This is a genomic window from Streptomyces sp. NBC_01017 (assembly GCF_045162795.1).
Taxonomy (GTDB): domain Bacteria; phylum Actinomycetota; class Actinomycetes; order Streptomycetales; family Streptomycetaceae; genus Streptomyces; species Streptomyces machairae.
Map to the genome: position 1 here is coordinate 1,089,120 of NZ_CP108683.1, position 15,396 is coordinate 1,104,515.

Annotated in this window: 13 protein-coding genes and 1 pseudogene; 4 read left to right on the top strand and 10 right to left on the bottom strand. The window is 68.0% G+C overall.

The features are described 5' to 3' along the window. Positions 1-167 precede the first annotated feature (167 nt). The 3 genes and pseudogenes from OG331_RS05325 to OG331_RS05335 form a co-directional block, all read right to left on the bottom strand. Positions 168-830, bottom strand: a pseudogene (locus tag OG331_RS05325) (IS200/IS605 family accessory protein TnpB-related protein); the annotation flags it as partial. Further along, on the bottom strand, positions 823-1,401 hold the full coding sequence (locus OG331_RS05330; RefSeq protein WP_406192030.1) for an IS607 family transposase: 579 nt from the start codon (positions 1,399-1,401) through the stop codon (positions 823-825). The gene OG331_RS05330 and the pseudogene OG331_RS05325, both read right to left, overlap by 8 nt. A 198-nt stretch (positions 1,402-1,599) precedes the next feature. Beyond that, the gene (locus OG331_RS05335) at positions 1,600-2,739 is read right to left on the bottom strand and encodes a PucR family transcriptional regulator (RefSeq protein WP_406192033.1); all 1,140 of its coding nucleotides are present in this window, start codon (positions 2,737-2,739) and stop codon (positions 1,600-1,602) included. Between the two features lie 87 nt (positions 2,740-2,826). Here OG331_RS05335 and OG331_RS05340 point away from each other — a divergent pair, with 87 nt between their 5' ends. Together OG331_RS05340 and OG331_RS05345 are read left to right on the top strand one after the other, a co-directional pair. Then, positions 2,827-3,882 (top strand): ferredoxin reductase, encoded by a 1,056-nt coding sequence (locus OG331_RS05340; RefSeq protein ID WP_406192036.1) that lies wholly within the window; start codon positions 2,827-2,829, stop codon positions 3,880-3,882. A 7-nt stretch (positions 3,883-3,889) separates the two neighbouring features. Beyond that, positions 3,890-5,008 carry a fatty acid desaturase family protein gene (locus OG331_RS05345; RefSeq protein ID WP_406192039.1) on the top strand — a complete coding sequence of 373 codons (1,119 nt, stop codon included), beginning with the start codon at positions 3,890-3,892 and terminating at the stop codon, positions 5,006-5,008. 691 nt (positions 5,009-5,699) lie between these two features. On the opposite strand, the gene OG331_RS05350 is transcribed toward OG331_RS05345, so the two are convergent. From OG331_RS05350 to OG331_RS05365, 4 genes are all read right to left on the bottom strand, one after another. Next, the gene (locus OG331_RS05350; RefSeq protein ID WP_406192042.1) at positions 5,700-5,843 is read right to left on the bottom strand and encodes a hypothetical protein; all 144 of its coding nucleotides are present in this window, start codon (positions 5,841-5,843) and stop codon (positions 5,700-5,702) included. Between the two features lie 145 nt (positions 5,844-5,988). After that, the gene (locus OG331_RS05355) at positions 5,989-7,209 is read right to left on the bottom strand and encodes a hypothetical protein (RefSeq protein WP_406192045.1); all 1,221 of its coding nucleotides are present in this window, start codon (positions 7,207-7,209) and stop codon (positions 5,989-5,991) included. Positions 7,210-7,294: 85 nt separating this feature from the next. After that, the gene (locus OG331_RS05360; RefSeq protein WP_406192048.1) at positions 7,295-8,119 is read right to left on the bottom strand and encodes an ABC transporter permease; all 825 of its coding nucleotides are present in this window, start codon (positions 8,117-8,119) and stop codon (positions 7,295-7,297) included. Next, positions 8,116-8,748 (bottom strand): ABC transporter ATP-binding protein, encoded by a 633-nt coding sequence (locus OG331_RS05365; RefSeq protein WP_406192051.1) that lies wholly within the window; start codon positions 8,746-8,748, stop codon positions 8,116-8,118. Before OG331_RS05365 ends, OG331_RS05360 begins: the two co-directional genes overlap by 4 nt. Positions 8,749-8,902: 154 nt before the next feature. On the opposite strand from OG331_RS05365, the gene OG331_RS05370 reads away from it, so the two are divergent. Continuing rightward, positions 8,903-9,961, top strand: coding sequence for a UbiA family prenyltransferase (locus OG331_RS05370; protein WP_406192053.1), 1,059 nt, complete (start codon positions 8,903-8,905; stop codon positions 9,959-9,961). A gap of 367 nt (positions 9,962-10,328) precedes the next feature. Beyond that, entirely contained in the window at positions 10,329-10,973 is a 645-nt protein-coding gene (locus tag OG331_RS05375; RefSeq protein WP_406192056.1) for a hypothetical protein, read from the top strand. Positions 10,974-10,997: 24 nt separating this feature from the next. Here the strand turns inward: OG331_RS05375 and OG331_RS05380 are convergent, their stop codons facing one another. The 3 genes from OG331_RS05380 to OG331_RS05390 all read right to left on the bottom strand — a co-directional run bounded on the left by OG331_RS05380 (position 10,998) and on the right by OG331_RS05390 (position 15,062). Continuing rightward, a complete protein-coding gene (locus tag OG331_RS05380) occupies positions 10,998-12,086 on the bottom strand; it encodes a polyprenyl synthetase family protein (protein WP_406192059.1) in 1,089 nt (362 codons plus the stop codon). Positions 12,087-12,243: 157 nt separating this feature from the next. Beyond that, complete coding sequence (locus OG331_RS05385; protein WP_406192063.1) at positions 12,244-13,320, bottom strand: polyprenyl synthetase family protein; 1,077 nt, start codon at positions 13,318-13,320, stop codon at positions 12,244-12,246. Between the two features lie 497 nt (positions 13,321-13,817). Then, positions 13,818-15,062: an IS110 family transposase gene (locus tag OG331_RS05390; protein WP_406190426.1), complete on the bottom strand. Its 1,245-nt coding sequence runs from the start codon at positions 15,060-15,062 to the stop codon at positions 13,818-13,820. Positions 15,063-15,396 lie beyond the last annotated feature (334 nt).

Sequence of the window (15,396 nt, forward strand, 5' to 3'; positions counted from 1 at the left end):
CTGGGGATGACGCCCCCCGGCCCCTGGTGACCCGGCCTGGCCGCCCCGCCGGTCACCCAGCTGCAGCCCGCCGCACACCCGTGGGTCAGCTCGCGCCAGGACAGCGCCCTCCACGACGACATGAAAGCCGTTTTCCAGGGCATAGCGGCCCAGATCACCGACCAGAAGTTGCCGAAGCGTTTGCCGGACTCGCCGTCGGCGGAGAGGAACCACCGTTGGGCTTCCCACCGCTCACGCCACTGCTCGGCGGTGAGCTGGGCGGCTTCGAGGTTGTGGCGGTTGTTGATCAGGCGCCGGCCGCCGCGCGTGACGTGCACGACACCGGCCTCACGCTCGGCGCGGGCCACGCCCAGGCGGTATTCCAGGGTCGCCAGACGGCGGGACTTGTGGAACCACTCGCCCCGACTGCGGTATCCGCCGGGTGCCCGCTTGGTGCCCTTCTCCCCGATCGGCTGGGAGAGACGGTGCATCAGCATCCGCACACCGGCCTCAAGCCCTCGGATGTGGGCGAGCTGACAGCGGCGGGACAGCACCCACTGATCGTGAGTGGCCTTCGTGATCGAACCGGCCCACCGGGACGAGGAGTCGGCCGTCAGGTGCTGCTTGCGGGCGGCCCACATGTCGCTGTTGTGGTCCAGGCCGTCAGCGCAGCGGTTCTTGAGGTCCAGCGAGGCGAGGCGTCCGAGGTGTTCACCGACCAGCCGCAACACCGTGTCGTCCACGTCGGTGAGGTGCTTGAGGCGGTCGCGTATCGCCACCCCGCACGGCCCGAGCGCGACGAACGGCGCGTCGATAGTACGGAGCTTCTGCTGCTTCTTCGGCTCACTCATCGGCAGCCGCCGCTTCGAGAGCCTTCCTCGCCCGGTTCTTCGCCGACCGACGGCCGTACAGGCGGGCGCAGAACGACGTCAGCACCTCCACCTTGTCCCGGACCAGATCGTCTTCAACTTCGCCGTCATCGAGGACGACGAGTCGGCGACCAGTCGCGGACAGGGCGGCCTCGATCAGCTCCACGTTCACCCGGCCGAGGCGGTCTTTGTGCTCGACCACGACCGTGGTCACCGCCGGGTCGGCCAGCAGCCGCCTCGCCTTCGCGCGGCAGCCGTTCACACCCGAGGCGATCTCGGACTCGATCCGCACGACCTCCTGCCCGGCCTTCGCCGCCCATGCCGACAGGCGAGCGGTCTGCCGCTCCAGATCCGGCTTCTGATCATGCGAGGAGACCCGGGCATACAGACCTACACCACCGGTCACGGACGGTGAGGTGTTCGCGTCGATATTCACCAGGATCGTGCGCGGTCCCACGCGCTCCGCAGGTACCGGCAATGTGCCCTCACGGAACCAGCGATACGCGGTACGCGGGGCAATCCCCTGCGAGCGTGCCCATTCCGTCAGGTTCATACACAAGATCGTACAACACTCGTGACACCTAAAAGACACTCATAGACACTTATACGAGAGCAGTTTCTGACCCCCAGTCTCAGCTGGCTCATACCGCTCCCCCGTTACCCGGGCCGCATAAGCCAGCTGATGGCACCGAGAACGAGGCACGATTCCTGGACCGCTCGCGGACGCGGTCGTGGACGGTCGAAGTACGCGTCAGCTGCCCCGAAGACCGACCGCCAGCGTCAGTTCAAGGACTCGGTGTGGCGATGCGAGATCCGGAAACAGCTCCCGCAGCTGCGACATCCGGTACCGGACTGTCTGGGGATGGACGAACAACGCCGCCGCCACCTCGTCCCGCCTGCCCTGGTGCAGCAGCCACGCCCGCAACGTCTCCTCCAGCCGCCGTGCGGTCGCGGCAGGCAAGGTCCGCAACGGTGCGAGGGCTCGGGTACGCAGGTCTGCGAACGCCTCCACGTCGGCGGTCAGCACCAGCTCGGGCAGGTGGTCCTCGGTGTCGCGAATATCAGAGGAGAGGGAGCGTGCGCGTACGGCTCGTGCGTACGAGGCGGACGCACGAGTCCATGGCCGGGCCGGGCCGACCACGGCGGTGCGGTCGGTCAGCTGCCGCAGGAGATGTGATCGGTCGGCATCGGGGACGAGCAGCACACCGGTGGCATCCGGCAGATCGTCGAGGACGAGGGTGCTCGGGTCGAGCGTTCGGTAGGCGGGCCGGGCCTGGGCGGCGGGCAGCAGGACCGCGGTCAGCGAAACCGGAGGCTGCCATCCGGCCCGTTGAGCAGAGGTCAGCAGCACGTCCGGGCTCGCGCCGGCGAGGAGGTCGCGGGCCAGGTGTTCCAGGTGGCGCTCGTGGTCCCGGCCCCGGGCGGCCAGTTCGTCGGCGTGGCCCGCGGCGCTCGCGGCGGAGAGCTCGTCGATGTAGGCGAAGGTCAGCTCGGCGAACTTGGCGACCTCGGCGGCGGGCAGACCTGCGGGTACGGCACCCGCTGCCAGGCATCGCCAGGCCACGCGGGCGCCGACGCGGTAGGCGCTGAGCAGGGCGTCCATCGAACGGCCGTCGCGCACCTCGCCGCGGCCCAGCTCGTAGGCTGCGTCACCGGCGTCGCCGCCTGTGGCGTTCCCGCTCGCGCGGTCCAGGTAGTGCCCCAGGGCGGTGCGGACGGCTCGGCGGATGGTGGCGCCCATGTGGCCCGAAAGGGCGTTGGCGTAGGGAGGGACCTCGTCGATGATCGCCTGGACGACCTCGTCGGCGGTGCTCTTCAGCGCGGCCCGAAGTGCGGTGACGGTCGTCTCATCCAGGGCCAGCTCGCTGGCCCTCCGGATTGCATGGCTCATGTTTTTGTTCCTTGCGAACAATTCAGTCGGCCAGATTTACGTCCTGCGGTCAGGACTTTACGCCTTGAGGCGCAGCAAGCTGGGGTCATGACGAGTACAGCCCTCCGCAGCAGGGCGTGGAAACTGCTGGAGATGGTCACGACGCCGCTCCTGCCGTCGGACTACCTCGACCTGGTCAGCCCGCTGCGTGCGGGCGCTGACCTGCGTGGGCGCATCGAGGCCGTGCACCCCGAGACGGGTGACGCCGCGACTGTCGTGATCAGGCCGGGGCGGGGCTGGCGCGGCCACACAGCCGGTCAGTACGTGCGGATCGGGGTCGACGTCGACGGGGTGCGCCTGTGGCGTGCCTACTCCCTCACCTCGCCGACAAACCGCCAGGACGGCCGCTTCACGATCACCGTGAAGGCGATCCCGGACGGCAAGGTCAGTAACCACCTGGTCCGCAGGGCCAAACCGGGCACGCTGATCCAGCTCGACCAGCCGACCGGTGACTTCGTGCTGCCGCAGGCCAAGCCCGCCAAGGTGCTCTACCTGACGGCCGGCAGCGGCATCACGCCCGTGATGGGCATGCTGCGCGACACCGAGTTCGACGACGTCGTCATGATCCACTGCGCGCCACAGCCGCAAGATGTGATCTTCCGCAACGAACTGCACGACCTGGCCGCGGACAAGAAGCTGCGGCTCACCGAGGTGCACACCGACACGGACGGCATGCTCGACCTCGCCCGTCTCGACGCACTCGTGCCCGACTGGGCCGAGCGCGAGACCTGGGCCTGCGGGCCCGCGGGCCTGCTCGACGCCGCCGAGAAGCACTGGAGCGAGCACGGCGTCCACGAGCGCCTGCACACCGAACGCTTCCGCCCCAGCATCGTCGTCGCCGGCGACGGCGGCGAGGTCACGTTCAGCACCACCGGCAAGACCGTCGACGCGGACGGTGCCACGCCGTTGCTGGACATCGGCGAGGAAGCCGGCGTGCTCATGCCCTCCGGGTGCCGCATGGGCATCTGCTTCGGCTGCGTCACGCCGCTCAAGGCGGGCGCCGTCCGCGACCTGCGCACCGGCGAGATCACCGAGGCCGAGCCGGGTGTCCTCATCCAGACCTGCGTGTCCGCCGCGGCGGGCCCCTGCGACATCGAACGGTAGGAGCACCTTGACCGCCATCGACCCCACCGCCCACCTGACCGCGGAGCAGATCGAGGAGCTGGGTCGCGAGCTGGACGCGATCCGCGACGAGGTGATCGCCGGCCGCGGCGAGAAGGACGCCGCCTACATCCGCAAGGTCATCTCGGCGCAGCGCAAGCTCGAGCTGGTCAGCAGGGGCGTGCTGCTGTTCTCGTTCTTCCCGCCCGCGTGGCTGATCGGCACCGCCGGGCTGTCCGTGGCGAAGATCATGGACAACATGGAGATCGGCCACAACATCCTGCACGGCCAGTGGGACTGGATGCGGGACCCGAAGATCCACTCCACCACCTGGGACTGGGATCACGTCTCGCCGGCCGATCAGTGGAAGCACTCGCACAACGAGCTGCACCACACGTACACCAACGTGATCGGCAAGGACAACGACCTCGGCTACGGCATCATGCGCGTCGACGAGGACCAGAAGTGGCACCCGTTCCACCTCGGCCAGCCGCTGTGGAACTTCATCAACGCCTGCTTCTTCGAGTACGGCATCGCCGCGTACGACCTGGAGCTCGGCAAGAACCTGCACAAGCGCCGCCGCAAGAACCCGGAGTTCCGCGCGCGGGCCAAGGCCGTGGGACGCAAGATCCGCAAGCAGGTGCTCAAGGACTACGTGATCCACCCGCTGCTGTCGGGCCCGTCGTTCCTCCCCACGCTCGCCGCCACGTTCACCGCGAACCTGGTCCGCAACCTCTGGACCCACTCGGTGATCATGTGCGGGCATTTCCCCGAGGGCGTACAGGTCTTCGAGCGCCGATCGATCAGGGGCGAGACGCGCGGCCAGTGGTACCTGCGCCAGATGATGGGCTCGGCGAACATCAGCGGCAGCAAGGCCATGCACTTCATGACCGGCAACCTGTCGCACCAGATCGAGCACCACCTGTTCCCGGACCTGCCGAGCAACCGGTACGCCGAGGTCGCGGTGAAGGTGCGCGCGCTGTTCGAGAAGTACGAGCTGGAGTACGTCACCGGCCCGCTGCCCAAGCAGGTGTTCTCCGCGTGGCACAAGGTCTTCCGGCTCTCGCTGCCGAACAAGAAGCCCAAGGTCAAAACGCCGGACCGCGAGCAGCAGCTCGTCGCCGCCTGATTCCCGGTATGGGTTCAGATCTCTCGGCCGTACCGGATACACCGCCGGGTTCGGTGAGATACGTTGCGGACGGTGGGCGACCGCGGCATCAGACCGTACGACACGGGATCCGGGGCAGCCAGTGTCCGGCTGCGCTGCTACCTGGACGTGCGCCAGGAGCTCAGCACACAACCCCCGGCGAGGTGTTGTAGTGCGCTGACCTGCCATGGTCGGGCCGGTAGTCGGGTGCGTACGTGCACTCGGTTTGCCGACGAGCGGGCTGAGTGGAAGGCATGGGCTACGACGCGGACACTGCCGGAACCAATGCTCGCCGCCCCTGTGTCAGACCCTGCGCTGCTGCCGGGGTGGGCGGGTGAGCCGAAGTGGGACGGTGGCGGGCCCTGGTCTCCGTCGCCGCGGGCCGAGTAGTGCTGCACTCACGGCAGGGCACGAGCCTGGCGGCTTCGTTCCCGGAGATCGAATCCGGGAGCAGCCGGCTGCCGGACGCGACGGCACTGGACGGCGCTACGTGACCTGCAGAGGTGTCTCAGGTGCTCGGTGTCTCAGGCGACTTGTCCTCGACCGGGACGTGGCCCTCGTTGTCCCGTCCACCTCCACCTCAGGCATCGCGGTCGGCTCGGCTACGCATGCGCTTGGCTGGACGGCGGAGGCCCCGCCCAATGCTTGCCAGGGTGCCGCACCCGGGACGAGGTCACCCGGGCTCGCATAGGCTTCGACGACCTGTTTCCGGGCCACCGGAGCCGATCCGGGCGAAGATCGGCACGTGCGCCGCGTACACGCCCGTGCCGGTGAGCACCTGGGTGAGCTTGAGCACGTAGGCCCGCAGGGCGGCCATGGCGACGGCGACTGTTGCCGTACTCCGGCGGCCCGGCGAGTACCTCCAGAGAGGACCCGCCGGTGGTGAACAGGAGCGTGCCGGCGTCGCGTTCGCGCAGCACTTCGCCCCTGCGCCCCGTATGTGCGTGGTCACAGTCCGTGGCCTACGGGGTTGTGTCCGCCAGGTCCGTGAGGGCCTGGCGCCAGAGCAGGGGAAGGCTGTCGGCGTCGGGGAGGGCTCGGTCGACACGGAAGCACGCGCTGGTCGTGTCCCCGTAGGTCATCGTCACGACGGCCATCGGGACGCCGGGCGGGCAGATGATGATGGGGTCGATGCGGTGCACGGCCGCCTCGCCGTAGTGCAGATGCCGGCGCCCCACGAGATGAGAGGCGCACACGGTGAGCCGGTCGGGGACGGTGCTGGCCGCCATGATCCGTCGCAACAACCACCAGGGCAGGCGCGTGAGGGCCGCTCTGAGCACGGTCTTGTGTCCTGCGGACTTCAAGGCTGGGGTGACTGCCCGGGTATGCGCCAGCCGTCGGCTGACAGACATGCTGCTGCCGGGCAGATCGATCGGGGCCAGGAACAGGCGGTTCCCGGGCGCCGCTACTTCGTCGGCCGTACGCAGGTTGACAGGAACCAGGACGGGGAGCGCCCTGCCGGCGGCGCGGGGCCAGGCGCTCTCGGCCCACTGGGTGATGGCGTGGGCCAAGGCGGCGAGGTGAACGTCGTTGGTACTGACTCCGCCGACTCTGGCTGCGGTACGCAGGCTCGCGGATGGCACCTGAATCCACGTCAGGTCACGGCGGTCGGACAGCGGATGATCCGGCCATTGCCACAGGTGGTGCTTGCGCGCGTGGCGCAACAGAGTCACGGCGCTGCTCAGGGTCTGACGCAGCGGGGGCTGGGCGTCCGAGGGGACGTCCCGAGACAGCACCGAGAACTGCCCCTGTCCCGACCGCTGCCCAAACAGGGTTTCGAAGACCGCGCCGATGTTGGCGGCGTCCTGGATGGCGTGGTGGGTGAGGTACAGCAGAGCGAATCCGTCTGGCTCGTGACCGTGCAGCAGGATCATGCGCCAGGTCGGGACGCCCTCGGGCCAAGGTGCTCGCAGCAGGAGCCGTACCGCTGCCTCAAGCGCCTCCGGCCCGCTGTCCACCTGCTGGGCGCGGATCTGCCGGGTCATGTCCGGGGCAGCAGACGTCCACCGGGCCTGCGGTCCGTCGCCGGCCAGCACGTGCGTGAGGCACGGCAGACCGGCAAGGCGCGCGGTCACATGGTCGCGCAGACCGGCAAGGTCCGGCACTGCACCGCGCAGGTGCACCACCACCCCGGTCGTGGAGTTGGCGTCCGGATGCCCCGCCTGCCGTTCCAGCTCATACATGAGGAGATCGGCAGCGCTGGGATTCAAAGGCCGGCTCATACACATCACCCCAGAAGGTCGAAGACAGGTGCAGGATGCGGCGGCGTCACGATGGCGCCGACCGCCCCGGAGCGGGCTGTTCGGCACCCGATGGACGTCCCTGCGTGGCGCGTGGGCGATGGGTGCGAGTGCGGACGGCGAACGTGGCCATGCCCAGCGCTGCCATGCCCACCGCCCAGCAGCCGCCGAGCACCAGGCAGCTCCACGGGATCGCCTGCAGACCACCGCCGGCCACCGATGTCTGCACCGCCCCGTAGGCCGGCAAGAAGCGGGTGACAGAATTGTCCGCATTCTGGTTGACGACCGGGTTCTGCAGCACCAGATCGACGGAGCCGATCACGGTCGTGAGGAACATGCCGGCCAGCTCGCTGTGCAGTACAGCCGCCAGCACGATGCCGATACCGCCGTAGACCAGAGCGCTGGTGAACATTCCCGCGGCGAGCACTGCGGGCTGCTCGGGACGCCAGAACAGACGCATGAACGCGGTGACGTAGACGGCGACCGCGGCCGCAACCAGCCCGAGCGAGGCGTACTTCGCCAGCACCAGACACGAGCGGGGATAGCCGGCCCGCACCAGACGCTGGTCGAACAGCGCGGAACGGGCGGTGGCGATGAACATCATGAACGCGGTCACCAGCGACAGAGCCTGGAGCGCACCGTCGATCTGAACCAGGATGTTGCCGTCCATGACCACCTCGCGGCCGACCGGACGGATCCGGAACCGCAAGGGGGTGCTGGCCACCACGGTGAATGCCAGCGTCGTCCACAGCGGGACGAACAGAACCACGATGAGCAGCGCCAGCCTGTTGCGGGCCTGCTCGATCAGTGCGAACCGCAAGGCCGTGCGGAAGCAGAACCACCATCGCCTCATACCTGCACCACCTCCCATCCTTCCGCCGGCTCCAGCACCCCTGTCCGCAGGCGCAACAACGCGTCCAGGCGAGAGACGTCGTAGGCGAGGTGGGACACCAGCAGAATCCCGCAGCCACGGTCCCGCAAGGCCGCCGCCAGGTCCCAGAACCGCAAGTACGTTTCCCAGTCGAAGCCTTGATACGGCTCGTCCAGGAGCAGTACCTCGGGATCGTGCATCAGCGCCAGGACCAGGTTGAGCTTCTGCCGCGTGCCGCCGCTCAGTTCCGCGACACGTTCGTGGCGACAGCCGAGGCAGTGCAACTGCTCCATCAGCTCGAAAGCCCGGTCCAGACTGCTCAGTTCGTAGGCAGTCCGGAAGAACCGCAGGTGCTGATCGACGGAGAAGGCGCCGTGCAGCACCGCGTCCTGGGGGCAGCAGCCCAGCCTCCCGACGAGCTCCACCGTGCCGGAGTCCGCGGCGAGGTCCCCGGCCAGGATGCGCAGCAAGGTGCTTTTGCCGGCGCCGTTCTCCCCGACGATGCCCACCAACTGGCCGGGAAGAAGATCCAGCGATACGCCGCGCAGGACGGGCCGCTTCCGATAGCTCTTGCGGACATCCCGAATCCGCAGCACCGGCTCGCCGGCCATCACCACCGCATTCCTTCCAGCCGAACGAAGTCTCCGGGGATGTCAACGAGTTGGCGCGACAGCGGTGACGGGGCGACGCCCGGTGGCCGTGTCTGTGTCTCCGGGAGCCGTTGGTCGTTATCCCCGCGAAGCCGGCCGCGAGAGAAGGGACCTCATGACCGACCTGGCCACCCGGGGCAAGGCAGGCCGCATGATCCGACAGCCCCTTGTCGCGATGACGAAGATGTTCACCCCACGATGGCGTGGCAGCTGGTTCGCTCATCTCCAGACATGGCGGCCTTACACGGTGTGGTACGCGGGTCTGGTGGGACTCGCCGGGGGCGTGCTGGCCGGCCAGGGACATGCTGCCGCGTGGCTACTGGCTGTTGCCTGGGGCGGGCCCACGTTGGGCTGGCTGGCGGGCCATTACCTGGGCGACTATTTCGACCGGGATCTGGACGCGGTGAGCAAGCCGCGCCGTCCTATTCCCTCCGGGCGTCTGAGCTCGGCTGGTGCCGTCACCGCCGGGACGCTCTGCCTCATCGGCTTCTCCGGCTTGGCGTTGGCTGCCAACCAGCGGTCCGTCGTGCTGGTAGCAGCCATCGGCGCCGGCATCGTGGCCTACAGCCGTTTCTTCAAAGCGCGTGGGCTGGCGGGCAATGTGACGCGTGGGGCACTCACCTCGATGGCCTTCGTCTTCGGCTCCATGACCGTCTCACCCTGGCCCCCGCTCGAGGTGATCGCTTTCGCGCCGGCCTTCTGGGCGCACGACACCGCTTCCAACCTGATCGGCACCCTCCGGGACGTCGACGGAGACCGAGCATGCGGATACCACACCATGCCCGTGCGTCGTGGTGTCGCCGCGACGGTGCGGGCCGCCGCCGCCCTCTACGCCGTCTCTCTGCTCAACGTGGCTGTCGTCGGCTCGCTCCTGGCCCAAGAAGCGGCCAGGCCGGGGGTCTTCGCGTTCCTCTTCCTTGCCACCGGGATGGGGCTTGCGGACTTCATGCTGCTGTTCCGCTTCTCCCCGCAGTCACCGCCGTTGCTGGCGCTGCACGCGCACGAGGTACTGGTCCTGGAACGTCTCGTGCTCACCGGCTCCCTTCTCGCCCTCGGCATGGGACTGACGACCACCGTGGCCCTGCTGGCACCGGTCCTGCTGCTCAGCGCCGTCACTCAGGCACTCATGCGGACGAAACACGAAGGAACCGACACGCCCAGGCGAGCACTCTGACGCCTGCGAGCACCCCCATGGCACTCGTCAGACATTCAGACACGCATCGAGCGACGCAGTGTGCGCCTTCTGCCCGTCCCGCGCGGCGGCGATCTTGTGGATACACCTTTGTGGGCGCCGGGAACGGCGGCATGGGGCATGGCCGCCTTCGCAGTACGCACCCGCACGTACGGAGCGGCTGCCGCGAGCGCCCAGGAGGCAACGAACGGCGTCGCGGAGCCCGCCCCAGCGCCATCATGCCCCGCCACGTCTGCGGCGCCTGGCGTGACCAGCCCCATTTGGGTTCGTTGTGGGGGTGGGCGTTCGTCCAGGGATGTCGGAACCGAGATGGCGAGGGCTTGGGTTGTCCGAGCAGGAGGCTGCGGCGATGGACTCGGCAGAGCGCGCATCGGGCCCCGCTTATCTGGGCCATGCTGCACGGGAGTTCAGGGCGGCCCGTGATGAGGCGCCCTCCGCGTGGCTGGTGAGCGAGGGGTTCGAGCCGAGGAACTGGATGGTGTTCCTGACGGTGCTGTTGGGCTGGCACGCGGACGGATTCGCAGGCGTCGGCTGGGGTTTGTCCGCGGCTGTGTTCACCGCGGTGCTGCCCACGGTGTTCCTGCGATTCGGCGAGCGGCGCAACTACTGGGGAGACCGGAAGGTGCGCCGACGCCAGGATCGCGTCGTGGCCGCCCCCGGTGTCCTGGCATCGGTCATCGTCGGTACGGTGCTGCTGTTCGTGCTGGGGGCTCCAAGCGAGGTGAGCGCGCTGGTCGCCGCGATGCTTGCCGTCCTGCTCGCCCTGCTGGTCATCACCTTCTCCTGGAAGGTGTCGGTGCATTCGGCTGTCGCCGCGGGCGCCATCGCCATCCTCGTGTCGGTCTTCGGGCCCTGGGCCGGCCTGCTGGTTCCACTGGTCGCGTTGATCGGCTGGTCCCGGATCCGGCTGCGCTGCCACACCCCCGCCCAGGTAACCGTCGGGGCCATCATGGGAGCAGCTGTCGGCGGCGTGGTGTTCGGTTTCCTGCGGTGACAAGTGCATGTCTTCACCAGCCGCTCACCGGACTCGCTCGACGCTCCACAGCGGCAACAGCTCGAAGAAGGTGACTGCCTCCTGACGCCACCGCGGCCGCCAGTTTGCGGCTTCGGCCGAGGCCAGTTCCGCATAGCGCCGCATGTCCGCCCGCAGCTTCTGCTCGACGCCGCAGCGTTGGCCGATCTCCCGGACGGCAGCGATCGTCTCAGGGGGACAGGAGGCATCACCGAGCGCCGATTCCACGACTGTGCGCTCAGCTCCGTTGGCGGCCGCCAGAAGTGCGCTGACCGTGTAACTGCGCTTGCCGTCACGGATGTCCGTGCCGGTTGGCTTGCCCATGGTCTGCGCGTCTCCGAAGAGGTCCAGGTAGTCGTCGCGCAGCTGCCCGCAGATCCCGAGCAGCCGGGCGTAGCGGCGCAATTCGTCATCGAAGCGATCCGGCTGCTCACCCGCGGCCAGGAGTCCCAGCTGTAGGGGCGCGAGAATCGAGTAGCGGGCGGACTTGTAGTCGGATACGCAGTGCAGCAGTTCCCCGGACGGGAGGTCGGTGAAGTCCCTCTCCACGTCGATGATCTGCCCCAGGAACGTGTCGGACGCCGCCCTCGTCTGCACGTCGACCATGGCATGGCGCACCGGGAGGGAAGCCTCGGAGTCAATGAGGACCTGCAAGGACAGGGCCAGCGCAAGGTCACCGGCGAGCAGGGCGAGCCCCAGCGCGGCCTGCGGATCGCCGGGGAACTTCGCGCGGTAGGCGTAATAGGTGGAGGGGCCGCCGCGGCGGGTGGGGCTGTCGTCGATGATGTCGTCGTGGACCAGCAGATGTGTCTGCAGCAGTTCGATGCTCAGCGCAGCTTCCTCCAGGCCGGCAACGGGCTCGGTCGTCACCAGCCGGGCCGCCTCATGGATGAACGCCACCCGCAGGCGTTTACCCCCACGCAGTGACATATCGCGCAGGAGGCCCAGGCATTCGGGCGTGAACCGACTGAGTGCCGACGCGTCCAACGTGTTGTGCAGGCTCTGGAAGTACTGCTCGAAGCGTGTGTTGAAACGGCGTTCGTAAGCAGAGAGACGTCCCTTGATCCGTTCGGCGAGGACGGCGGTTTCGGTCACGCGAGAGTCTTCCGTTCCGGGAGTGACGCGCAGAGCGCGCGTCAGGTTCTGGCAGTGGACAGTGCGCCGCTCCGCCGCACCTGCCCCGTGCGGAACCGCTGGCAGGCCGGTGCAATCCGGTCGGCCTGACCATGGCGCTTCCGGGGCGCGAGCAGCGTCAGGAGGTGTACCGCGTAGCGGTCACCGCCAGGCGGTGCAGAGCGTTCGAGGCCGGCGGCGGAAATCCGGCGGACTTCAGTACCTGCAGGACCTGCCCATAGCGTGAAGCGATCATGTGCTCCGTACGCGCGCGGGCTCCGGTCGACGCCAGGATGGTCCGCACCTCCGCAGCTCCGTCCTCATCCAGGTCGGCCCGGCCCACCAGGTGGCGAAGGCGCTGCCGCTGACCGGCGTCGGCTGCCTGCAGGCCCAGGGCCAGAAGGACGGTTCGCTTGCCCTCCCGCAGATCACCCAGGCCCGGCGCGCAGGCGCCGTCCGTGCTGCCGAACACGTCCAGGAGATCATCTCTCATCTGGAACGCCTCTCCCAGCGGAATGCCCAACGCAGTACAGATGTCCAATGTGGCCGCATCCGTTCCGGCCACAGCGGCCCCCAGCTGCAGTGGGCGCTCGACCGTCGCAGTGGCCGTCTTGTACCGGATGATCTCCAGGGCTGCCTCGACATCGTCATCGCTGCGGCCGGTGCCCATGACATCCAGGTACTGGCCGTACATCACCTCCTCCAGCATCGCGTCGTACAGGCCGTGCACCGCTCTGTGCCGCTCGGCATCCAACTCGGCTGTGTGCAGCAGCTCCTGGGCCCAGATCAGCGCGAGGTTGCCCACCAGGAGTGCGCCGCCCGCGCCGAGCCGCCCCGCACGCTCGGAGTGCCCAAGGCGCGCTCGAAGGGCACGATGGACAGCGGGGCGGCCGCGACGGCTGACGGAGTCGTCCATGATGTCGTCGTGGATGAGGGCGAAGGCCACGAACATCTCCAGTGACGCCGCCACACGCACGACGGACGCAGGGTCCTCGCCCCTGCCCGCGGCATGCCACCCCACCACACACAGCAGAGCCCGGATGCGCTTGCCGCCGGCGGACAGGAAGTCCCGCAAGGTCTCGACCATCTCCGGCGTATGCCCCCTGCCTGCCGCCGCTTGGGCCTTGCCCTCAAGAAAGGTTTCCAACACCGCATCGACCTCCACCCGCACAGCACGCAGGTCGATCTCCTCGGCATCGATGACACTCAAGATCACAGGCTCAGCACTCCGACAGTGGGCGCAGGTGCGCTCCCGTGACCGGTCGCCCACCAAGTTTTGATTACCGTGCGCGGCTGAGCCCTTGAGACCTCAAGTGCGTTCAAGCTCCGGGTCACGCGTTTGATTTTCATACCCCGTCAACGACCAAGGTCTCCCGTGATCACGCGCTGATCTCGACCTCGGGCGCGATGCAGTGGACGTGTTCGATGCGCGCTGCAGCAAACCGGGCCAGCGCGACAGGCGATTCCTTCGCCGTCGGAAGGATCATGGCCAGGCCCCTCTCACACTCGACACCCACCGCCCGTCCGCGGGTCACCCCAAGAGATCCTCAACTCCACCTCGCCGCCACGGACATCGAGCTCCCCGGCGCCGACCTGCTCGCCGGCGACTGCACACTGACACGTAAATACATGCAGGTCAGGGCGTTTTCGGGCAGGGGTGGTGACCGGGCGGTGGTGATGCGAGGGCCGTCCGGTGTCTGGGTGGACGGAGTTTCAGGCCGCGCTGTTCATCGGGTCGAGGGTGACCCGGTAGCCGAGCTGGTTGAGCTGGCCGACTGCTTTGCGGGCGGCGCGTTCGGGGTCGCGCTGGGTGAAGTAGGTGCCGCCGAGTTCGTGGTAGGGCCGTTGGTCGGTGAGCATGTGCCAGATCGCGGTGATGATCGAGTGTTCGATGGCGACCAGGGCCTTCATCGGGCCCCGGCGGGCGGTCAGGCGTCGGTAGCGGGCCTGGAGATAGGTGTCTTTGGTTCTCACCGCACCGAACGCGGCCAGGCCCAGGGCGCCTTTGAGATGCGGGTTTCCGGGCCGGACCTTGGTGGTCTTGCTCCGGCCGGCGGAGGAGTGATGGCCGGGGCAGACGCCGGCCCAGGAGGCGAGATGCTTGTCACTGGCGAAGCGGCTCATGTCGCCGCCGGTCTCGGCGACGATCACTTCGGCGGTGGTTTGGTTGACACCCGGGATGGTGTCCAGGAGTTCCAGGACGGGCCGAAAGGGAGACATCGCCTCCGCGATCCTCGTGTTCAGCGTGTCGAGCGCGGTCGTGAGGTGGTCGTAGTGGTCGAGGTGGACGCGGGCCAGGAAGCCGTGGTGTTCGCGAAAACGCCCGGTCAATGCCTCGGTGAGCTCGGGAATCTTGTTGCGGAGGCGACGCTTGGCCAGGTCGGCGAGCGCGTGCGGGTCGTCCTGACCGGCGATCAGAGCCTCCAGCATCGCCCTGCCGGAGACACCCATGATGTCGGCGGCGACCGCGGAGAGTTTGATCCCGGAGTCTTCCAGCATCTTCTCCAGCCGCTGGACGATCTGTCCGCGGGTGCGGGTGAGTTGAGTGCGCATCCGGGTCAGATCCCGCAGTTCGCGGATCGGCTGCGGCGGCACGAACGAAGCCCGCACCAGGCCGTGCGCCCCGAGTTGGGCCAGCCAGGCCGAGTCCGAGACATCAGTCTTGCGGCCGGGCAGGTTCTTGACCTCCCGCGCGTTGACCAGCATCACATTCAAGTCCTCGGAGAGCAGGAAGTAGAAGGGCTTCCAGTAGTCCGACGTCGCTTCCATCACTACCAGCGTCACGCCTGCCGCCACCAGATGATCACGCAGTTCAAGGACCGAGTTGGTGGTCGCACCCCAGGTAGTGATCTCACTGGTGAACGTTCCCCGGCGTTTGCCACCCGGCGTCCGCACGCAGACCTTGGCGTCCTTCTTGCTGATATCCATCCCCGCGCACCGCTCGTGCAGCACATCCATGGTCCCGTTCCCCTTCCGGCCGAGCAGACAGTCCACAGGAACTGCCCGCTCCGGGAGGGCCAGGGCAAATCAGGAATCTGACACCCGTGCTCACAGCAACACTCCACGGTTCCCGTGGACGGCCCTCAGCACCATGCTGACCAACGAGCTGCACAGCATCACAGAGGAGTCGGTTTCGACCGGAACGACCAGCCCACGATCATGCTCGCGGCCATCGCACCAACCCGGCAGAGCGCGCGAGAAGCACCCGCAGCACACCACACCATTTACCACGCCCCCGGCGCGCACCGAAGGTGCGCTGGGTTGCTGACCAGTAACAGCGCGGCCTCGATAG